The organism is Sphingomonas sp. NFR04, from assembly GCF_900114095.1.
GTDB lineage: Bacteria > Pseudomonadota > Alphaproteobacteria > Sphingomonadales > Sphingomonadaceae > Sphingomonas.
In genome coordinates, this window is the sequence record NZ_FORV01000003.1 from 429,818 (window position 1) to 447,801 (window position 17,984).

The following is a 17,984-nucleotide window of genomic DNA, read 5'->3' on the forward strand; positions in this document are numbered from 1 at the left end:
AAGCGGGGCCTTCTATGGGGGGGAGGCCGCCCGATCAAGTGAAGGAATAGCTGCGTTGAATCAGCCCGCCAAACGACTGCATGTGCTGGTTTTTGCCAATGAAAAAGGCGGCACGGGCAAGTCGACCACCGCGGTGCACGCGGCGATCGCGCTGGCGGCGAAGGGCGCGCGTGTCGCCTGTTTCGATTTGGATCACCGCCAGCGGACGATGGGTCGCTACCTCGACAATCGCCGTGCGACCGTGCGCCGAGTGGGCCGCGATCTGCCGATGCCGGTCTACGAGACGCATGATGGCGAGAGCATGGACTTTTTCACCGAAACGCTCGATCGACTCGGCGAAGGCGCCGACTTCCTGGTGATCGACACCCCCGGCCGCGACGACAAGTTCGCGCGGATCTCGGTGACCAATGCCGACACGCTGGTCACCCCGATGAACGACAGCTTCGTCGACTTCGACCTGATCGGCCAGGTTGATCCGGACAGCTTCCGCGTGACGCGCCCCAGCTTCTATTCGGAGATGATCTGGGAATCGCGCAAGCGCCGTGCCAAGGCCGACGGCGAGACGATCGACTGGGTCGTGCTGCGCAACCGCATGCAGCATATCGAGGCACGCAACATGCGGCGCGTTTCCGAGGCGATCGACCAGCTTTCGAAGCGCGTCGGCTTCCGGGTGATTTCGGGGCTTTCCGAGCGCGTGATCTATCGCGAGCTGTTCCCGCAGGGACTGACCATGCTCGATTCGCGCGAATTCGGCGAGATGGGGCTGAGCCATGTCGCGGCGCGGCAAGAACTGCGCGAGATGATGGCCGGCCTCGCGCTGCCCGACGTCAACGCACCGCTGTTCGCCTGATGGCGAAGCTCCTCATCGCAGCGGCGTTGCTCTACATCCTGTGGCGCTGGCTGCAGCCGAAGAAGAAGGTGCCCGTCGCGCCGCCGCCCCGGCTCGGCGAGAGCGAAGCACGGGCGATCCTCGGCGTCGATGCGGCGGCGGGACCCGACGAGATTCGCGCGGCGCACCGCCGGCTCGTCTCGGCGCTGCACCCCGACAAGGGCGGCTCGGCCGAGCTGACGCGCCGGATCAATATGGCCCGCGATACGTTGCTGCGGGGCTGAGGTCCGTCCTCGTCACGTAACATTTGCCTGCGACGATGTTGCAGTGCAAAATATTAACCTATTCGTGCCTCGGGCCGCTTGAAACTTCGTTTCGAGTCGCGGAAGAGGCGCGCATCTTTACCTTCGGGAGGGCTTACATGACGCACCGTTTCGATCCGACGTCGCTGCGCGAATACGACATCCGCGGAATCGTGGGGAAGACGCTGGGTCCGGACGACGCCCGTGCGATCGGCCGCGGCTTTGCCACGCTGCTGCGCCGCGCCGGCGGCCGCCGGGTGGCGGTGGGCCGGGACGGCCGCATCTCCTCGCCGATGCTCGAGGCCGCGCTGATCGAGGGCCTGACCGCCTCGGGCTGCGACGTGGTGCGCACCGGCATGGGCCCGACGCCAATGCTATATTATGCCGAGGCAACGCTGGAGGTGGATGGCGGCATCCAGATTACCGGCAGCCATAATCCCGGCAACTATAACGGCTTCAAGATGGTGTTCCAGCACCGTTCGTTCTTCGGTCAGGACATCCAGACGCTGGGCAAGATGGCGGCGGAAGGCGATTGGGACGAGGGCGACGGCACCGAGACGGTGACCGATGCCGACATCGAGGACCTCTATGTCAGCCGCTTGATCGCGGGCTATGCCGGCGGTTCGTACAAGATCGGCTGGGACGCGGGCAACGGCGCCGCCGGCCCGGTGATCGAGAAGCTCGTCAAGCTGCTGCCGGGTGAGCACCATACGCTGTTCACCGATGTGGACGGTAATTTCCCCAACCATCATCCCGATCCTACCGAAGAGAAGAATCTCGCCGATCTGAAGAAGCTGGTCGCCGAGAAGAACCTCGATTTCGGTCTCGCTTTCGACGGCGACGGCGACCGCCTGGGCGCGATCGACGGCCAGGGCCGGGTGGTGTGGGGCGACCAGCTGCTCGCCATCCTCGCCGAACCGGTGCTGCGCATCGATCCGGGCGCGACGATCATCGCCGACGTCAAGGCCAGCCAGGCGCTGTACGACCGGATCGCCGAGCTGGGCGGCAAGCCGGTGATGTGGAAGACCGGCCACAGCCTGATCAAGACCAAGATGAAGGAAACCGGCGCCCCGCTCGCGGGCGAGATGAGCGGCCACATCTTCTTCGCGCAGGACTATTACGGCTTCGACGACGCCCAGTACGCCGCGATCCGCCTGATCCAGGCGATCCACGTGATCGGCAAGTCGCTCACCCAGATCAAGGACGAGATGCCGGCGATGGTCAACACGCCGGAGATGCGCTTCCAGGTCGACGAGAGCCGCAAGTTCCCGGTGGTCGAGGAAGTGCTCGATCGGCTCGAGGCGGACGGTGCCCAAGTCGACCGCACCGACGGCGCGCGGGTCAACACTGAGGACGGCTGGTGGCTGCTGCGCGCGTCGAACACCCAGGACGTGCTCGTCGCCCGCGCCGAGGCGAAGGACCAGGAAGGCCTGGATCGCCTGATGGCGCAGATCGACGACCAGCTCGGCAAGAGCGGCATCGTCCGCGGCGAGCAGGCGGCGCATTGATATGGCTTCCCTCTCCGCATCGGGGAGAGGGAGGGACTGATGTAGAAGTTGGGGAGGGCTCTCGCAGCCTTCCCCCGTCATCCCCGCGAAAGCGGGGATCCATTGGCGCTGAAGCTGCGGTTCCTTCCCCCAGCGCCGAGGGCAATGGATTTCCGCCTTCGCGGGAATGACAACAAGGAGGCTGGGCTGGTTAGCCCGCCACGATCTCCGCAACGCCGAATGCCCCGCGCTGATAGTCGGCATAGGCCTGGTGGATTTCCTGCACGCTGTTCATCACGAACGGGCCATGCGCGACCACCGGTTCGGGGATCGGCGCGGCGTGGCCGAACAGGATCAATGCGGGTTCGTCGGCGGTGAGCGTCAGCGTGTCGCCCGCCGACAGGGTCGCGAGGTGCCAGTTGGGCAGCGCGCGATCGCCCAGCTTCACGCTCCCGCGCACCGCGTAGAGGAACAGGTCGCGGTCCTTGAGCCCGTCGAAGCGCAGCGTCGCGCCCGCCGCCAGCTCGGCCCAGCACAGGAACACGCCGGTGAGCGACTCGATCGGGCCGGTGCGGCCGCCGAAATCGCCCGAGACGAGGTGCACCGTCGCGCCGTCCCCCGCCGCCACGGCGGGAAATGCGTCCGCCTGCAGCCCGACATAGCGCGGCGCGGTCATCTTGAGGCGGCTCGGCAGGTTCACCCAGAGCTGGAGGATCTCCATCGGCCCGCCGGCCTGCTTGAACTCAGCCGGCGAGACCTCGGCATGGACGATGCCGCGGCCCGCCGTCATCCACTGCACGCCGCCGGCGCGGATGATGCTCTCGTGCCCCGCCGAGTCGGTGTGGGCGAGCGAGCCCTCCAGGATGAAGGTTACCGTCTCGAAGCCGCGATGCGGGTGCGGGCCGAAGGGCAGGCCGCGATTATTGGCGGAGTAGGTCTGCGGCCCGTGATGGTTGAGGAACAGGAAGGCGCCGATCTGCTCCAGCCCCGGGCCCGGCACCGGGCGGCGGGTGACCAGATCGCCGATATCGTCGCGATACGCCGCGTGGGTGGCGAGCAGGGTAACGTCGGTCATCGATCGTGCCTCAACAGAAAGACGGCGTGTTCCGCCAGGAGATTGGCGAGCCCCGAGCCTGTCTGCTGGTCGCCGGAGAGGAACCAGGCGCCCTCGATGGCGATGCCGCGTTCCTTCACCAGTGCGCGGAAATCGTCGACGGTGACATGGTGGATGTTGGGCGTCGCATACCAGGCGATCGGCAGCAGCCGCGTGACCGGCATCCGCCCGCCGAACAGCAGCGAGGCGCGCACCCGCCAATGCGCGAAATTGGGGAAGGAGACAAAGGCGTGGCGGCCGATCCGCAGCAGCTGCTCCAGCACCCAGTCCGGCCGCCTCGTGGTCTGCAGCGTCTGGCTGAGGATGGCATAGTCGAAGCTGTCGTCGGGATAGTCGGCAAGGTCGGTATCGGCATCGCCCTGGATCACCGACAGGCCGCGCCCAACCGCGGCGGCGACATTGGTCGGCTCCAGCTCCAGCCCGCGCGCGTCGCAGCCGCGGTCGTTGCGCAGCGCCGCCATCAGCGCGCCGTCGCCGCAGCCGACATCGAGGATGCGCGCGCCGCGGTCCACATGGGATGCGATGATCGCGAGGTCGGGGCGAAGGCTCATGCGCGTTCTCCCGCGGCGAGAAAGCCGCCGATCACGCGGTCGAGTTCGGGGCTCTCCAGCAGGAAGGCGTCGTGGCCGAAGGGCGAGCTGAGCTCGACGAAGCTGGCCGGTGCCCCGGCGGCGTTGAGCGCATGGGCGATGCTGCGCGATTCCGCGGTGGGGTAGAGCCAGTCGGTGTCGAAGCTCACCACGCAGAACCGCGCCTGGGACGCGCGGAAGGCGTTGGCGAGCAGCCCGCCATGTTCCTCGGCAAGGTCGAAATAATCCAGGGCTCGCGTAATGTAGAGATAGGAGTTGGCGTCGAACCGGTCGACAAAGGCCAGTCCCTGGTGGCGCAGATAGCTCTCCACCTGGAAGTCGGCGTCGAAGCCGAAGGTCTTGGTCTCTCGGCCCTGGAGCTTGCGGCCGAACTTGGCGGTGAGGCCCGCCTCCGACAGATAGGTGATGTGCGCCGCCATCCGTGCGACCGCCAAGCCGGCCGCGGGCGGGTCCTGCGTCTCGTAATAGGCCCCGCCGCGCCACTTCGGGTCGGCCATGATCGCCTGGCGGCCGACTTCGTGGAAGGCGATGTTCTGCGCCGAATGCCGCGCGGCCGAGGCGATCACCACCGCGGCGCGGACGCGCTCCGGAAAGGTCGCCGCCCAGCTGAGCGCCTGCATGCCCCCCATCGAGCCGCCGACCACCGCGAACAGCCGGTCGATACCGAGATGGTCGAGCAGCATGGCCTGCGCGCGGACCATGTCGCGGATGGTGATCACCGGGAACTGCATGCCCCAGGGCTGTCGGGTCGCCGGGTTGATCGTCGCGGGTCCGGAGGAGCCGAGGCAGCTGCCGAGCACGTTCGAGCAGATCACGAACCAGCGATTGGTGTCGATCGGCTTGCCTGGGCCGACCATGCGCGCCCACCAGCCGGGCTTGCCGGTGACCGGATGTTCGGAGGCGAGATGCTGGTCGCCGGTCAGCGCGTGGCAGACCAGGATGGCGTTGCTCGCTTGCGGGTTGAGCGTGCCATAGGTCTCGTAGGCGATGTCGACCGGCGAGAACAGCACGCCGCCGTCGAGGCGCAGCGGCCCCGGCAGCGTTACCGAGCGGCGAAGGCCGAAACGCGGATCATCGGACATATCCGGCGGTTAGGCGGAGCGAGCCGCACGTTCAAGCGTCTCCCGCCATTCCTCCCCGGGCGAAGCTCGGGGAGGGGGACCGCGCTGCGCAGCAGCGTGGTGGAGGGGCCGCCGCGCACGCGGCGGTATCCTGCGCTCGCAACGAGCCCCGCGCCTCGCGGCGCGGCCCCTCCACCCTTCGCTACGCGAACGGTCCCCCTCCCCTGCGGTGCAGGGGAGGATCGGCTGCTTCCCTGCCGCGCCGTCCCCCTCCCCGTGCCGGGGAGGAACGAAGGGGCTGCTTGCCAATCGGCTGCCATTCCGCCAATCCCCGGCCCCATGAACGCACCCGTCCCCAAGCCCTGGGTGATGGCCATCGCCCCCTATGTCCCGGGCCGCGCCACCACCGATTCGGGCAAGCCCGCCGCCAAGCTCTCGTCCAACGAGAATCCCTTCGGCACGCCCCAGGCCGCGCGCGACGCCTATGCCGCCACTGCGACCGAGCTGGAGCGCTATCCCGATGCCGGCGCCGTCGCGCTGCGCGAGGCGCTGGGCGCGCATTACGGGGTGGAGCCCGAGCGGATCGTCTACGGCACCGGCTCGGACGAGGTGCTACACCTTGCCGCCGGCGCGTTCGCGGGCGTGGGCGACGAGATCATCTATGTCCGCTATGGCTTTGCGGTGTACGACATCGCCGCGAGGCGTGTCGGCGCAACGCCGGTGGTGGCGCCCGACCGCGACTATGCGACCGATGTCGACGCGATCCTCGCCTGCGTGACCGAGAAGACCAAGCTCGTCTTCCTGGCGAACCCGAACAACCCGACAGGCACCTACACGGCGCGCGAGGAGATCGCCCGCCTGCACGCGGCACTGCCCAAAACCGTGCTGCTGGTGCTTGATCAGGCCTATACCGAATATCTCGATCCCGAGGACGATGACGGCGGGCTGGAGCTCGCCCGCACCCAGCACAACGTGCTGGTGACGCGCACCTTCTCCAAGATCTTCGGCCTCGCCTCGGAGCGGGTGGGCTGGGGCTATGCGCACCCCGACATCATCGCCGCGATGCACCGCATCCGCGCGCCGTTTGCGTTCAGCATCGGCGCAGGCCGTGCCGCGATCGCGGCGCTGGGCGACAAGGCGTTCGTCGAGCACAGCCGTGCGCACAATGCCCAGTGGCGCCAGTGGTTCGCCGACGAGATCGCCAGCATGGGCAACAAGGGTGTCCGCGCGGTGCCCTCCAAGGCCAACTTCCAGCTCGTCCTGTTCGAGGGCGAGGTGACCGGGGAGCAGGCCTATAAGCACCTCATGGAGGACGGCTATATCGTCCGTTGGCTCCCCGGCCAGGGCCTGCCGCACGGGCTGCGCATCACCATCGGCACCGAGGACGAGATCAAGGGCGTGGCGGCCTCGCTGCGCCGCGTGCTCGGCGCCTGATGCTGCCCTTCGCGCGCGTCACCATTATCGGCCTCGGGCTGATCGGCTCGTCGATCGCCCGCGGCGTCCGCCAGCACATGCCGAGCGTGCGGGTGACCGGCTATGACGCCGATCCGACCGTGCGCGAGACGGCGGTGGCGATCGACCTGTGCGATGACGTGGCAGACAGCGCCGGCACCGCGGTAATCGACGCCGACCTGGTGATCCTCTGCGTGCCGGTGGGTGCGATGGGCGCGGTGGCGGCCGAGTTCGCCGCCGATCTGCCGGCTGACGCGATCGTCAGCGATGTCGGCTCGTCCAAGCTGAGCGTGATCGAGGCGGTGCGTGCGGCGCTGCCGGACGCGACCTTCATCCCGGCCCACCCGGTGGCGGGTACCGAGAATAGCGGGCCCACCGCCGGCTTCGCCTCGCTGTTCCACCACCGCTGGTGCATCGTCACGCCCCCCGAGGGCAGCGACCCGCTGGCGGTGGAGCGGGTGAGCGAATTCTGGCGGCGGCTGGGCGCGAATGTCGAGACGATGGAGCCGGGGCATCATGACCGCGTGCTCGCGGTGACCAGCCATCTGCCCCACCTGATCGCCTACACGATCGTCGGCACCGCGTCGGACCTGGAGGAAGTCACCCAGTCCGAAGTGATCAAATATTCGGCCGGCGGCTTCCGCGATTTCACCCGCATCGCCGCGTCCGATCCGACGATGTGGCGCGACGTGTTCCTGAGCAACCGCGAGGCGGTGCTGGACATGCTCCAGCGTTTCACCGAGGATCTGACCGCGCTCCAGCGCGCGATCCGCTGGGGTAAGGGCGACGAGCTGTTCGAGCTGTTCAGCCGGACCCGGGCGATCCGCCGCTCGATCATCGATCAGGGGCAGGACGATGCTCGGCCGGACTTCGGGCGGTCGCACGAATAGGGGTGAGGGCGCCGGACCCAGCGTCCGTCCACACTATCGTCATTCCCGCGAAGGCGGGAATCCATTTGCCAGGACGTTTGGAGAAAGAACCGCGGTTCCAGCGCCAATGGATCCCCGCCTTCGCGGGGATGACAAAGGGTGGGGTGCGGGAGGCGCCTCAGCCCCCGGTCACCGGGCGCTGCGGCTCGCGCGACACCATCTGCGCGCTCTGCCGCTGGCAGGCGGCCTGCACGACGGGATAATCGACATCGGCGGCGCGACGAAGCGCGGCTTCCATGGCTTCCTGGCAGGCGACCTGCGACGTATAGCGGGCGGGTTCGAGGCGAACCTGGCGGCAGGCCTGCGCATCGTCGCTGCAGCCCATGATCGCCAGTACGTAGAGCAGTTGGTCCATGGCAGATGACCTCCTGCCCGATTCAACGGACAGACCTCCGGGCTGTTCCCGTGGTTGCGTCGCGCGTGCCCGCGTCCCAGATTAGGGCGGATGCCTCCCGAAACCTCGTCCGCCACGCTCGATCGGCCCATGCTCGGCACGATGAAGCGCTTTCTGCCGTATCTGTGGCCGCGGCATGCGCCGGGGCTGCGGATCCGGATCGTGCTCGCGCTGCTGCTCGTGCTCTGCTCGAAGCTGGTGCAGGTCTATGGCGCGCCGTTCGCGTTGCAGGGCGCGATCGACCGGATGGCCTCGGGCCCGCGCGACGCGGTGTGGCTGATCGTCGCGCTCGTCACCGGCTATGCCGCCGCGCGGCTGGGAACGGTGCTGTTCGACAATCTGCGCAACGCGGTGTTCGAGCGGGTGGGGCAGGACGCGACGCGGCGGCTGGCCTCGGACGTGTTCCGCCACCTCCACCAGCTGTCCTTACGCTTCCACCTCAACCGGCGCACCGGCGCGGTGACCAAGGTGGTCGAGCGCGGCACCAAGAGCATCGACACGATGCTCTATTTTCTGCTGTTCAACATCGCGCCGACGATCCTCGAGCTCGGCATGGTGCTCGGCATCTTCGGCACGCGCTTCGGCTGGTGGCTGGTCGCCGGCACGCTGGCGATGGTGGTGATCTACATCGCCTTCACCCGCTGGGTGACCGACTGGCGCTCGAAGCTGCGCGAGCAGATGAACGACCTGGATACCGGCGCCGTCGCCCACGCGGTCGACTCGCTGCTCAACTTCGAAACCGTCAAATATTTCAACGCCGAAGCCCGCGAGAGCGCGCGCTACGACAGGGCGATGACGGCGTATATGAACGCCGCCGTCACCAGCGAGAACTCGCTTGCCTGGCTCAATATCGGCCAGGCGGTGATCACCAATTTGATGCTCGCCGCCGGCATGGCACTGGTGGTGTTCGGCTGGTCCACCGGGCGCTTCACGCCGGGCGATGTGGTGCTGGTGTCGACGCTGCTCAGCCAGCTGTTCCGCCCGCTGGACATGCTCGGCTGGGTCTATCGCACGATCCGCCAGGGCGTGATCGACATGGGCGCGATGTTCGACCTGCTCGATACCGGCGCCGAGGTGAAGGATTCTGGCGACGCGCAGCCGCTCGCGATCGCGCAGGGGCATGTGCGCTTCGAGGGCGTGCAGTTCGGCTACGACGCCGATCGCCAGATCCTCAAGGGCATCGATCTCGACATCCCGGCGGGCGCCACCTTCGCGGTGGTCGGCCCCTCGGGGGCAGGCAAGTCGACCCTCGCGCGGCTGATGTACCGCTTCTACGACGTGACCGGCGGGCGCATCACCATCGACGGGCAGGACATCCGCGCGGTGACGCAAGCCAGCCTCCGCGCCGCGATCGGGATCGTCCCGCAGGACACGGTGCTGTTCAACGAGACGATCGGCTACAACATCGCCTATGGCCGCGAGGGTGCCACGCCCGAGGAGATCGCCGAGGCGGTGCGCGGCGCCTCGATCGCCAACTTCATCCAGGCGCTGCCCGACGGGCTCGACACGCGGGTGGGCGAGCGCGGGCTCAAGCTCTCCGGCGGCGAGAAGCAGCGCGTCGCGATCGCCCGGACATTGGTGAAGAACCCGCCGATCCTGATCCTCGACGAAGCGACCAGCGCGCTCGACAGCCGTACCGAGGCGGACATCCAGGCGACGCTCGAGTCGATCGAGCAGGGCCGCACGACCATCGTCATCGCGCACCGGCTGTCGACCGTGGTCCATGCCGATCGGATCGTCGTGCTGGAGGCGGGCCGCGTGGTCGAGCAGGGCACCCATGCCGAGCTGCTGCGCGAAGGCGGCATCTACGCCGAGATGTGGGCGCGGCAGGCGCAGGAGCGCGAAGAGGGCGAGGCGCCCGTCGCGGAGTAGACTGCGACAAAGCGTTCTAATATATCGATGGATTGAGTAGAGCTGTCAGGCTAGCATTGCGCTTCCTCCAGACCGGAGCGTCAGATGCGCGTCCTGCTCTTCTTCTCTACGATCGCCGCTTCGCTACTGTTCCTTTCGCTCGCGGCTGCCGCTCGCCCGGCGGAAACGGTCGCGGAAGGCGTGTTTCGTTTCTGGAAGCCCAGCGATGGGGTGGTGGCCTGGACCTCGGCAGGCGTTCGCATCCGGATCGAGCCCGCGCCCTGCCGCACCCCGCCGCAGACCGAGGGCTGCAGCTTCGATCATGTGAACAACCAGCCCTTGGTGACGGTCACGGCACCGGGCCAGCCGGACTATCGGACGCTGGGGGACTCGCAATCCTCCTTCTACCGGATCGCCGTCGCCCGCCTGCAGCCTGGCGATGGTCGTCCGGGTATCGTCCTCGAGAACCAGTCGGGCGGGTCCGGGGGCGATGTTCGCGAGCAGATCCTGCTTCCCGATGGCAGCACCTATCATGAGCAATTCCTGCCCGGGCATCTGCAAGGGGAGCTGCCGGCCCGGCTGTCCGATCTTTCGGGCGACGGCGCCGTCGATTTCGTGCTGGGGGACGGGTCCTTCGATGGCGCGTTCGGGTGCAACGCCTGCACGCCGCGACCGCCCATGGTGCTCAGCTTCCGGAACGGCGTGGCCATCGATGTATCGCGCGAGCGTGCCTATGCCGACGTGTTCCGGCGCGCCTTGCCTGACTTGCGAGACCGCTGCTTCGATCGGCACGAGCGCTATCGCAACGGCAGCTGCGCGGCTTATGTCGCAACGGCGGCGCGGCTGGGGCAGGTTTCCACTGCGTGGAAGGCCATGCTTCACCACTATAACCGCGAGGGTATCGACATCTGGCGGGGTTGTGCGGCCTCCGTGCCGCGCGGGAACGCCGGCGCCGACCAACGCTGTTTTCGCACGTTCCCCCAGTCTCTGGCAGCCTTTCTGCGCAAGACCGAGTATATGCGCTGACAAGGTCGAGGAGGGCAGATGCGGATAGCGTTCGGATTGGCAGGCATGGGCGTGCTCGGGCTGGCCGGATGGTCGGCCTGGGCGGGGCGCAAGGCCGAGGAGCTGGCGCCGGCGGAGGGCCGCTTCGTCGATGTCGACGGCGCAAGGCTGCATATCGTCGAGCTGGGGCCGGAGAACGCGGCCGGGCCGGCGATCGTGATGATCCACGGGATCATGGCCCAGCTGCGCAACTTCAGCCACTCGTTGGCCGGGCGGCTGGCGAAGGACCACCGCGTGATCCTGGTCGATCGCCCCGGCTGGGGCTATTCGCGGCTGACCGGTCCGCGACCCGATCTCGCGCGGCAGGGCCGGATGATCGCGGAGGCGATCGAAACGCTGGGGCTGGAGAAGCCGTTGGTCGTCGGCCATTCGATGGGCGGGGCGGTGGCGCTGGCGCTCGCCACCGAGCGGCCCGACGTGCCCGCGGCGCTCGCCTTGATCGCCCCGCTTACCCAGATCGTCGACCAGCCGCCGGCGGTGTTTCGCGGTCTGATGGCGCCGCCGGGCGTCCGCGAGCTGCTCGCCTGGACGATCGCGGTGCCGATGGCCGTGGCATTCGGCAAGCAAGGGGCGGAGGCGGTGTTCGCGCCCGATCCGGTGCCCGCGGACTTCGCCACCGCCGGTGGTGGGGCGCTGTCGGCGCGCGCGTCCGCCTACCAGATGGGCAGCTTCGAGATCCGCATGGCGCAGCAGGCGATGCCGCCGCTGATCGCGCGCTACGGCGAGATCCGGGTGCCGGTGTCGATCCTCTATGGCCGGCAGGACGCGCTGCTCGATCCGGCGCTGCACGGCGAGCGGACGGCAGCGGAGATCGCGGGGGGCAGGTGCACGCTGATCGACGGCGGCCACATGCTGCCGCTGACGCATGCGGACGCAACGGAGGCGTGGCTGCGCGGGGTGTTGGCAGGGATAGGGTAGGTGGCCACCCTCACCCCCCCACCGCCTGCGGCGGCGGGTCCCCTCCCTTCCCCAAGGGGAGAGGGCGCTAAACTCCCTCTCCCCTTGGGAGAGGGAGGGAGCCGCGAAGCGGCGGAAGGGTGAGGGGGACTTGCCCGTTACTTCGCCTCTGCGATCAGCTTGGCAGCCTGGTTACCCGCCCAGTCGAACTCGCCCGAGACGCGCCACACTTCCTTGCCGGTGGAATCGTACAGGATCGTCGTCGGCAGGTTGACGGCCAGCTGCACGCTGAACGCGGTGTCGGTATCCAGATAGGGCTTCAGGTTCTTGTACCCGTTCTTCTGGAAGAACGGGCCGACGACCTCCATCCCCTTCAGGTCCTGGCTGAGCGGCAGCACCACGAGCTTGTCGCCCATTTTGCCCGCCAGCGCGTCGAGCGTCGGCATCTCCTTGATGCACGGCGCGCACCAGGTCGCCCACAGGTTGAGCAGCACCGGCTTGCCCTTGAAGGTGGCCAGCGTCGTCTTCTTGCCCGCCGCATCGGTGAAGCCGATCGTCGGCGCCGCCTCGCCCTTGTGGCTGCGGTCGACCGTGCCGCCCGGCGCGGGTGCAGCGGCGTTTGCCGTCGCGCTTGTTTCGTTCGCTTGCTGAGAAGGCTGCGATTGCTTATCGCACGCGCCCAGTGCGAGGGCGCCCAGAAGGAGAAGACCGATCACCGAGCGCAAGGACAGCTCCAATTCCATGTGGGGAGGGCGCTTCGCCGAAGGCCCGTCCGCGGTGATGCGCGAGATAAACGCCTCGATCCCCTTCGACAAGCGGATGTGGCAGCAGGATCTGCGCGGCTCCAAGGCGCATGTCGCGATGCTGGGCCAGCAGGGGATCGTCGGGGCCGAGGACGCCGCGACGATCGGCGCGGGGCTCGACCAGGTCGCCGAGGAGTTCGCCGCGAACGGCGTGCCCGAGGATCTGGCGCTCGAAGACATCCACATGCTTTCCGAGAGCCGGCTGGCTGCGGCCATCGGTCCCGTCGCGGGCCGCCTCCACACCGCGCGCTCGCGCAACGACCAGGTCGCGACTGACTTCCGCCTCTGGGTGCGCGACGCGGTCGACCAGGCCGACGCGGCGCTGGGCGCACTGCAGGATGCGCTGCTTGCCCGCGCCGAGCAGCATGCGGACAGCGTGATGCCGGGCTTCACGCACCTCCAGGTCGCGCAGCCGGTGACGCTGGGCCACCATCTGATGGCCTATTTCGAGATGTTCGCGCGCGATCGCTCGCGGCTCCAGGACGCCCGCACCCGCATGAACCTGTGCCCGCTGGGCTCGGCGGCCCTGGCCGGCACCGGCTTCAACCTCGATCGCGAGGCGACGGCCAAGGCGCTCGGCTTTGACGGCCCGACGCGCAACTCGCTCGATTCGGTGTCGGACCGCGACTTCGCGCTCGATTACCTCACGGCCGCCGCGCAGTGCAGCCTCCACCTCAGCCGCCTGGCCGAGGAATTCGTGATTTGGGCGAGCCAGCCCTTCGGTTTCGTCGCCCTGTCCGATCAATGGTCCACCGGCAGTTCGATCATGCCGCAGAAGCGCAATCCCGATGCGGCCGAGCTGGTCCGCGGCCATTCGGGCCGGATCAGCGGCGCGCTGTTCAGCCTGATGATGACGATGAAGGGCCTGCCGCTCGCCTATTCGAAGGACATGCAGGACGACAAGCCGCCGGTGTTCGAGGCGCACGACCTGCTCGGCCTCAGCATCGCGGCGATGACCGGCATGGTCGAGAGCGCGACCTTCCGGCTGGAGCGGATGCGCGCGGCGGCGGAAGCCGGCTTCTCGACCGCGACCGACCTGGCCGACTGGCTGGTCCGCGAAGGCGGCATCCCCTTCCGCGAGGCGCACCACATCACGGGGCGCGCGGTGGCGAAGGCCGAAGCCGAGGGCATCCGGCTCGACCAGCTGTCGATCAAAGCGCTCCAGGAAATCGATGCACGGATCGACGAACGTGTGTACGGCGTTCTCAGCGTCGACGCATCGGTGAACAGCCGTACCAGCTTCGGCGGCACGGCACCGTCGCGGGTTCGCGCGGCGATAGCAGCGGCTCGGAAGGGCCGTGAGGAGGAAGCATGAGGAAGCGACTGCTGCTCGTCGTACCGGCCCTGGGGCTGGCACTGAGCGGTTGCGGCGTGCGCGAGGCCCTGGCCCCGCCGCCGGGGGCATCGCTGCCGGTGGCGCCGTACGGCGCCGCGGCGACGCCCACGCCTCCCGATCTTCTCAAACCCACGGCACAGACTCGCCCCGCGCGCAGCGACGACCTGATCCAGGCGTCCGAAGCGCGGCGGAGCGACGAGTTCGACCTGCCACCCAACTGATTTTGGCGGCCTTAAGCGCCGCACCAGAGGCTCATGACCGATTTCTCGATGATCGACGGCGAACTGCACGTCGAATCGCTGCCCCTCGCGCGCATCGCCGCCGAGGTGGGTACGCCCGTCTATGTCTATTCGACCGAACGCTTCCAGGCCAATGCCCGCGCCTTTCGCGACGCGCTGAAGCCGCTGGGGCGCATCCACCTCGCCTTCGCGATCAAGGCCAACCCCAACCTGGCGGTGCTCAAGCTGCTGGCGAACGAGGGCTTTGGCGCCGATGTCGTCTCGGGCGGCGAGATGGCGCGCGCGCTGGCGGCGGGCGTGGCGCCCAAGGACATCGTCTTCTCCGGCGTCGGCAAGACCCGCCGCGAGCTGGTGAAGGGGCTGGAGGCCGGGATCGGCCAGTTCAATCTCGAGCTGGTCGAGGAAGGCGAAGTGCTGGCGGCACTCGCGGCCGAGCGCGGCCTTACCGCGCGCGCGGCCCTGCGGGTGAACCCCGATGTGGATGCCGGCACGCACGAGAAGATCTCGACCGGCAAGGCCGAGAACAAGTTCGGCCTGCCGATCGGCGAGGCACCGGCGATCTTCAACCGGCTGGGAAACCTCCCCGGCCTCGATCTGCACGGCATCGCGGTGCATATCGGAAGCCAGCTGCTCGGCCTCGCGCCGCTGGAGGCCGCGTTCGAGCGTGTCGGCCGGCTGCTCGCCGAACTGCGCGGCAACGGTCACACCATCACCCATGTCGATCTCGGCGGCGGCCTGGGCGTCGCTTATCGCCCGGGCGAGGTGCCGCCGACGCCGGAAGCCTATGCCGAGATGGTTGCGCGGGTGACCAAGGACTGGGACGTCGAGCTGATGTTCGAGCCCGGTCGCACCATCGCGGGCAGCGCGGGCGTGCTGGTCACGGAAGTGCTGTGGGTGAAGCCGGGGCAGGTCCATCCCTGGGTGGTGGTCGACGCCGCGATGAACGACCTCGCCCGCGTGGCGCTGTACGATGCCTATCACGGCTTCGCGGCGGTGAAGCCGAATGGCGAGCGTTTCGTCGCAAACGTCGCCGGCCCGGTGTGCGAAAGCACCGACGTGTTCGTGAAGGCGCGCGAGATCGACGCAGTGAAAGCGGGCGACCTCGCCGTGCTGGAAACCGCGGGTGCCTACGGCGCGACGATGGCCAGCACCTATAACAGCCGCCCGCTGGTGCCCGAGGTGCTGGTGTCGGGCGATCGCTATGCCATCGTCGCCGGCCGGATCTCCGCCGAGGAGATCATGGCCGCCGAGCAGGTGCCGGACTGGCTGAAGTGACGCTCGCCGCGCTGCCCCTGTTCGTGAAGCTGGCGGGGCGGCCGGTGATTCTCGTCGGCGAGGGCGAGCCGGCGAACGCCAAGCGTCGCCTGCTCGACCGCGCCGGCGCGCAGGTGGTGGGCGAAGGCGATACCGCCGCGCTCGCCATCGTCGCACTCGACGAGCCCGAGGACGTGGTCGCACGGCTGAAGGCACGGGGCGTGCTGGTCAATTGCGTCGACCGGCCCGAACTGTGCGACTTCACGCTGCCGGCGATCGTCGACCGCGATCCGGTGCTGATCGCGATCGGCACCGGCGGGGTCTCGGCGGGGCTGGCGGCGGCGCTGCGGCAGCGGCTGGAGGCGCTGTTGCCCGCGACCCTCGGCGCGCTCGCCACGGGGCTGGGTCGCAGCCGGTCAGCGATGAAGGCGCGCTGGCCCGATGCCGGTGCGCGGCGCCGAGCGCTGGCGGATGCTCTGGGGGAGGGCGGGATGCTCGACCTGCTGGCGAGCGACGGCGATGTCGATCGCTGGTTGGCCGAGGGGGCCGCGCCGCAAGCGCAACTCGTCACGCTGAGGCTGACCTCGCCCGATCCGGAGGAGCTCACGCTGCGTCACGCCCGGCTGCTTGCGCAGGCCGATCGGCTTTTCCATCTAGGCGACGTGCCCGACGCCATCCTCAACCGCGCGCGCGCCGATGCCGCGCGCATCCTCGCCCGTCCCCCCGCCGATCCCGGCGAAGGCCTGTCGCTTTGGCTGGAGATGGCGGCTTGAGCGGCTTTGCCTATGTCGTGCACGACGGCAAGGTCGAGCAGCCGACGATGCGCGCCGCGCTCGACCAGCGCGGCGGGCTCACCTGGATCCACCTCACCACCAATGACGAGCGTGCCCAGCTCTGGCTCGGCGGCGAGGCCAAACTGTCGCCCTACATCATCGACTCGCTGACCGCGACCGAGACGCGGCCGCGCTGCGACGCGGTGGGCGACGGCGCGGTGATCAACCTGCGCGGGCTCTCGTCCGAGGCGACGACCGCCTCCGATCCGCTCGCGTCGATCCGCATCTATGCGATGGGCGGCTGCGTCTTCTCGGTGACGCGCAAGCCCCTGACCGCGCTCCAGCCGGTGCGCCAGGAAGTGGAAACCGGCAAGATCCTTGATCCCGGCGACCTGATCGCGGCCTTCGCGCAGGCGATTACCGAGGAACTGGACCCGGTGGTCGCGGAACTCGGCGACTCGCTCGACGATTGCGAGGAGCAGATCTCCGGCCACCGCGCCTTCGAGCTGCGGCGGATGGTCAACAAGGTGCGGGTTCAGGCGATCGGCTATCGGCGCTTCCTCAACCCCCAGCGCGCGGCGATCGAGAAGCTGGCGGGCCTGCCCGGCGACTGGCTGCGCGAGGACGACCGGCTGCACCTCTCCGCCGCCGCCGATCGCGCCGCGCGCATGGCGGAAGAGGTGGAAAGCATCCGCGAGCGCGCCGCGCTGACCCATGAAACGCTCACCGACCTGCGCGGCGAGCTGCTCGACCAACGCTCGCTGGTGATCGCCATCGTCGCGATGGTGTTCCTGCCGCTGACCTTCCTCACCGGTCTGCTGGGCATGAACGTCGACGGCATCCCCTATGCGCACGAGCCCTGGGCGTTCTGGGGCGTGGTGGGGGTTTGCACGATGATGGCGCTGGGGATTGCCGGCTACTTCGTGCGGCGGCACTGGTTCGAGTGACCAGCCCTTAGCCGCCATCCCGGCGAAAGCCGGGATCCATTCGCCACTCCGTTGCAGCAGGAGTCGTAACGGCAACCCCAATGGATTCCGGCTTTCGCCGGAATGACGGTTGAAAGCTTAGCGCCCCAAAAACTCGAAGATCTGCCCGACCATTAGGTCCAGCGATTTCTGGCAATTGGTCTCCACATCCGGCGTCTCCACCGTGTTGACTGCAATCCCCATCGGCGTCGGCCAGCCGCGCAATGCGTGGGTGATCGTGCGCAGCGCCTGCAGCGTCGCGACCGACGCCTGCCATCCGGCGGCGGTGGCGATCAGGCCGACCGGCATCCCGTCGAAATACACGCGGTCGTCGCGGCTGAGCAGCTCGACATAATCTAGTGCCGTCTTCACCAGCCCGGACAGCGTGCCGTGATAGCCCGGCGAACCGATGATCACCGCGTCGGCGCTGCGCAGCGTCTCGACGAAGCGCATCACCTTCGCGTCGGTATCGCCATGCTCGGGCCCGAAATGCGGGAAGACGATGTCGGGTCCGGTGAGCAGCGTCGTGCGCGCGCCGCGCGCCTCGGCGCGGGCGAGGGCGGCGGCGAGCAGGCGGCCGGTGCTGGACTGGGCGCGCAGCGTTCCACCCAGCGCGACGATGTGAGGCGTGTGCATGGTCCCT

19 protein-coding genes are annotated in these 17,984 nt (G+C 68.5%); 13 read left to right on the forward strand and 6 right to left on the reverse strand.

Translation table 11 applies throughout. From position 1 onward, the window contains the following. Positions 1-55 precede the first annotated feature (55 nt). The 3 genes from BM009_RS11945 to pgmG all read left to right on the forward strand — a co-directional run bounded on the left by BM009_RS11945 (position 56) and on the right by pgmG (position 2,639). Positions 56-850: a division plane positioning ATPase MipZ gene (locus BM009_RS11945; protein WP_093296394.1), complete on the forward strand. Its 795-nt coding sequence runs from the start codon at positions 56-58 to the stop codon at positions 848-850. Further along, on the forward strand, positions 850-1,113 hold the full coding sequence (locus tag BM009_RS11950; protein WP_093296396.1) for a J domain-containing protein: 264 nt from the start codon (positions 850-852) through the stop codon (positions 1,111-1,113). Before BM009_RS11945 ends, BM009_RS11950 begins: the two co-directional genes overlap by 1 nt. Positions 1,114-1,250: 137 nt before the next feature. Continuing rightward, positions 1,251-2,639 carry a phosphoglucomutase/phosphomannomutase PgmG gene (pgmG, locus tag BM009_RS11955; protein WP_093296397.1) on the forward strand — a complete coding sequence of 463 codons (1,389 nt, stop codon included), beginning with the start codon at positions 1,251-1,253 and terminating at the stop codon, positions 2,637-2,639. 190 nt (positions 2,640-2,829) lie between these two features. Here pgmG and BM009_RS11960 read toward each other — a convergent pair whose 3' ends face one another. Genes BM009_RS11960 through BM009_RS11970 form a run of 3 tightly spaced genes read right to left on the reverse strand, consistent with a single transcriptional unit; the run spans position 2,830 to position 5,404 of the window. After that, positions 2,830-3,693: a pirin family protein gene (locus BM009_RS11960; RefSeq protein WP_093296399.1), complete on the reverse strand. Its 864-nt coding sequence runs from the start codon at positions 3,691-3,693 to the stop codon at positions 2,830-2,832. Next, positions 3,690-4,283, reverse strand: coding sequence for a methionine biosynthesis protein MetW (gene metW, locus BM009_RS11965; RefSeq protein ID WP_093296400.1), 594 nt, complete (start codon positions 4,281-4,283; stop codon positions 3,690-3,692). Before metW ends, BM009_RS11960 begins: the two co-directional genes overlap by 4 nt. Beyond that, positions 4,280-5,404, reverse strand: a complete 1,125-nt coding sequence (locus tag BM009_RS11970) for a homoserine O-acetyltransferase MetX (RefSeq protein WP_093296402.1) — start codon at positions 5,402-5,404, stop codon at positions 4,280-4,282. The genes metW and BM009_RS11970 overlap by 4 nt, the downstream gene beginning before the upstream one ends. Before the next feature lie 318 nt (positions 5,405-5,722). Here BM009_RS11970 and hisC point away from each other — a divergent pair, with 318 nt between their 5' ends. Both hisC and BM009_RS11980 read left to right on the forward strand, forming a co-directional pair. Further along, entirely contained in the window at positions 5,723-6,817 is a 1,095-nt protein-coding gene (gene hisC, locus BM009_RS11975) for a histidinol-phosphate transaminase (protein ID WP_093296403.1), read from the forward strand. After that, on the forward strand, positions 6,817-7,725 hold the full coding sequence (locus BM009_RS11980; protein ID WP_093296405.1) for a prephenate/arogenate dehydrogenase family protein: 909 nt from the start codon (positions 6,817-6,819) through the stop codon (positions 7,723-7,725). The genes hisC and BM009_RS11980 overlap by 1 nt, the downstream gene beginning before the upstream one ends. A gap of 157 nt (positions 7,726-7,882) precedes the next feature. Here BM009_RS11980 and BM009_RS11985 read toward each other — a convergent pair whose 3' ends face one another. Next, entirely contained in the window at positions 7,883-8,119 is a 237-nt protein-coding gene (locus BM009_RS11985) for a hypothetical protein (RefSeq protein WP_093296406.1), read from the reverse strand. Positions 8,120-8,209: 90 nt separating this feature from the next. On the opposite strand from BM009_RS11985, the gene BM009_RS11990 reads away from it, so the two are divergent. The 3 genes from BM009_RS11990 (at position 8,210) to BM009_RS12000 (ending at position 11,992) form a co-directional block, all read left to right on the forward strand. Then, positions 8,210-10,030 (forward strand): ABCB family ABC transporter ATP-binding protein/permease, encoded by a 1,821-nt coding sequence (locus BM009_RS11990; protein ID WP_175487993.1) that lies wholly within the window; start codon positions 8,210-8,212, stop codon positions 10,028-10,030. Positions 10,031-10,114: 84 nt separating this feature from the next. After that, the gene (locus BM009_RS11995; protein ID WP_093296408.1) at positions 10,115-11,035 is read left to right on the forward strand and encodes a hypothetical protein; all 921 of its coding nucleotides are present in this window, start codon (positions 10,115-10,117) and stop codon (positions 11,033-11,035) included. 18 nt (positions 11,036-11,053) lie between these two features. Then, complete coding sequence (locus BM009_RS12000; RefSeq protein WP_093296409.1) at positions 11,054-11,992, forward strand: alpha/beta fold hydrolase; 939 nt, start codon at positions 11,054-11,056, stop codon at positions 11,990-11,992. Between the two features lie 137 nt (positions 11,993-12,129). Here the strand turns inward: BM009_RS12000 and BM009_RS12005 are convergent, their stop codons facing one another. After that, entirely contained in the window at positions 12,130-12,714 is a 585-nt protein-coding gene (locus BM009_RS12005) for a TlpA family protein disulfide reductase (RefSeq protein ID WP_093296411.1), read from the reverse strand. Here BM009_RS12005 and argH point away from each other — a divergent pair. The 5 genes from argH to BM009_RS12030 are packed head-to-tail and all read left to right on the forward strand — an operon-like array spanning position 12,713 to position 17,323. Continuing rightward, the gene (gene argH, locus BM009_RS12010) at positions 12,713-14,089 is read left to right on the forward strand and encodes an argininosuccinate lyase (protein WP_093296412.1); all 1,377 of its coding nucleotides are present in this window, start codon (positions 12,713-12,715) and stop codon (positions 14,087-14,089) included. The genes BM009_RS12005 and argH overlap by 2 nt on opposite strands. After that, complete coding sequence (locus BM009_RS12015) at positions 14,086-14,331, forward strand: hypothetical protein (RefSeq protein ID WP_093296414.1); 246 nt, start codon at positions 14,086-14,088, stop codon at positions 14,329-14,331. Before argH ends, BM009_RS12015 begins: the two co-directional genes overlap by 4 nt. A gap of 33 nt (positions 14,332-14,364) precedes the next feature. After that, positions 14,365-15,624 carry a diaminopimelate decarboxylase gene (gene lysA / locus BM009_RS12020; RefSeq protein ID WP_093296415.1) on the forward strand — a complete coding sequence of 420 codons (1,260 nt, stop codon included), beginning with the start codon at positions 14,365-14,367 and terminating at the stop codon, positions 15,622-15,624. Further along, positions 15,621-16,376: a precorrin-2 dehydrogenase/sirohydrochlorin ferrochelatase family protein gene (locus BM009_RS12025; protein WP_093296417.1), complete on the forward strand. Its 756-nt coding sequence runs from the start codon at positions 15,621-15,623 to the stop codon at positions 16,374-16,376. The genes lysA and BM009_RS12025 overlap by 4 nt, the downstream gene beginning before the upstream one ends. Next, positions 16,373-17,323 carry a zinc transporter ZntB gene (locus BM009_RS12030; RefSeq protein WP_093296418.1) on the forward strand — a complete coding sequence of 317 codons (951 nt, stop codon included), beginning with the start codon at positions 16,373-16,375 and terminating at the stop codon, positions 17,321-17,323. Before BM009_RS12025 ends, BM009_RS12030 begins: the two co-directional genes overlap by 4 nt. Before the next feature lie 117 nt (positions 17,324-17,440). Here the strand turns inward: BM009_RS12030 and BM009_RS12035 are convergent, their stop codons facing one another. Then, positions 17,441-17,977: an NADPH-dependent FMN reductase gene (locus BM009_RS12035; RefSeq protein WP_093296420.1), complete on the reverse strand. Its 537-nt coding sequence runs from the start codon at positions 17,975-17,977 to the stop codon at positions 17,441-17,443. Between the last annotated feature and the right edge of the window lie 7 nt (positions 17,978-17,984).

Coding starts and splice junctions, on each gene's coding strand:
- BM009_RS12015 (WP_093296414.1), top strand. CDS start 14,086: ATGAGGAAGCGACTGCTGCTCGTCGTACCGGCCCTGGGGCTGGCACTG.
- BM009_RS12000 (WP_093296409.1), top strand. CDS start 11,054: ATGCGGATAGCGTTCGGATTGGCAGGCATGGGCGTGCTCGGGCTGGCC.
- BM009_RS11995 (WP_093296408.1), top strand. CDS start 10,115: ATGCGCGTCCTGCTCTTCTTCTCTACGATCGCCGCTTCGCTACTGTTC.
- BM009_RS12005 (WP_093296411.1), bottom strand. CDS start 12,714: ATGGAATTGGAGCTGTCCTTGCGCTCGGTGATCGGTCTTCTCCTTCTG.
- BM009_RS11980 (WP_093296405.1), top strand. CDS start 6,817: ATGCTGCCCTTCGCGCGCGTCACCATTATCGGCCTCGGGCTGATCGGC.
- hisC (WP_093296403.1), top strand. CDS start 5,723: ATGAACGCACCCGTCCCCAAGCCCTGGGTGATGGCCATCGCCCCCTAT.
- pgmG (WP_093296397.1), top strand. CDS start 1,251: ATGACGCACCGTTTCGATCCGACGTCGCTGCGCGAATACGACATCCGC.
- metW (WP_093296400.1), bottom strand. CDS start 4,283: ATGAGCCTTCGCCCCGACCTCGCGATCATCGCATCCCATGTGGACCGC.
- lysA (WP_093296415.1), top strand. CDS start 14,365: ATGACCGATTTCTCGATGATCGACGGCGAACTGCACGTCGAATCGCTG.
- BM009_RS11960 (WP_093296399.1), bottom strand. CDS start 3,693: ATGACCGACGTTACCCTGCTCGCCACCCACGCGGCGTATCGCGACGAT.
- BM009_RS11970 (WP_093296402.1), bottom strand. CDS start 5,404: ATGTCCGATGATCCGCGTTTCGGCCTTCGCCGCTCGGTAACGCTGCCG.
- BM009_RS11985 (WP_093296406.1), bottom strand. CDS start 8,119: ATGGACCAACTGCTCTACGTACTGGCGATCATGGGCTGCAGCGACGAT.
- BM009_RS11950 (WP_093296396.1), top strand. CDS start 850: ATGGCGAAGCTCCTCATCGCAGCGGCGTTGCTCTACATCCTGTGGCGC.
- BM009_RS12035 (WP_093296420.1), bottom strand. CDS start 17,977: ATGCACACGCCTCACATCGTCGCGCTGGGTGGAACGCTGCGCGCCCAG.
- BM009_RS11990 (WP_175487993.1), top strand. CDS start 8,210: ATGCCTCCCGAAACCTCGTCCGCCACGCTCGATCGGCCCATGCTCGGC.
- argH (WP_093296412.1), top strand. CDS start 12,713: ATGTGGGGAGGGCGCTTCGCCGAAGGCCCGTCCGCGGTGATGCGCGAG.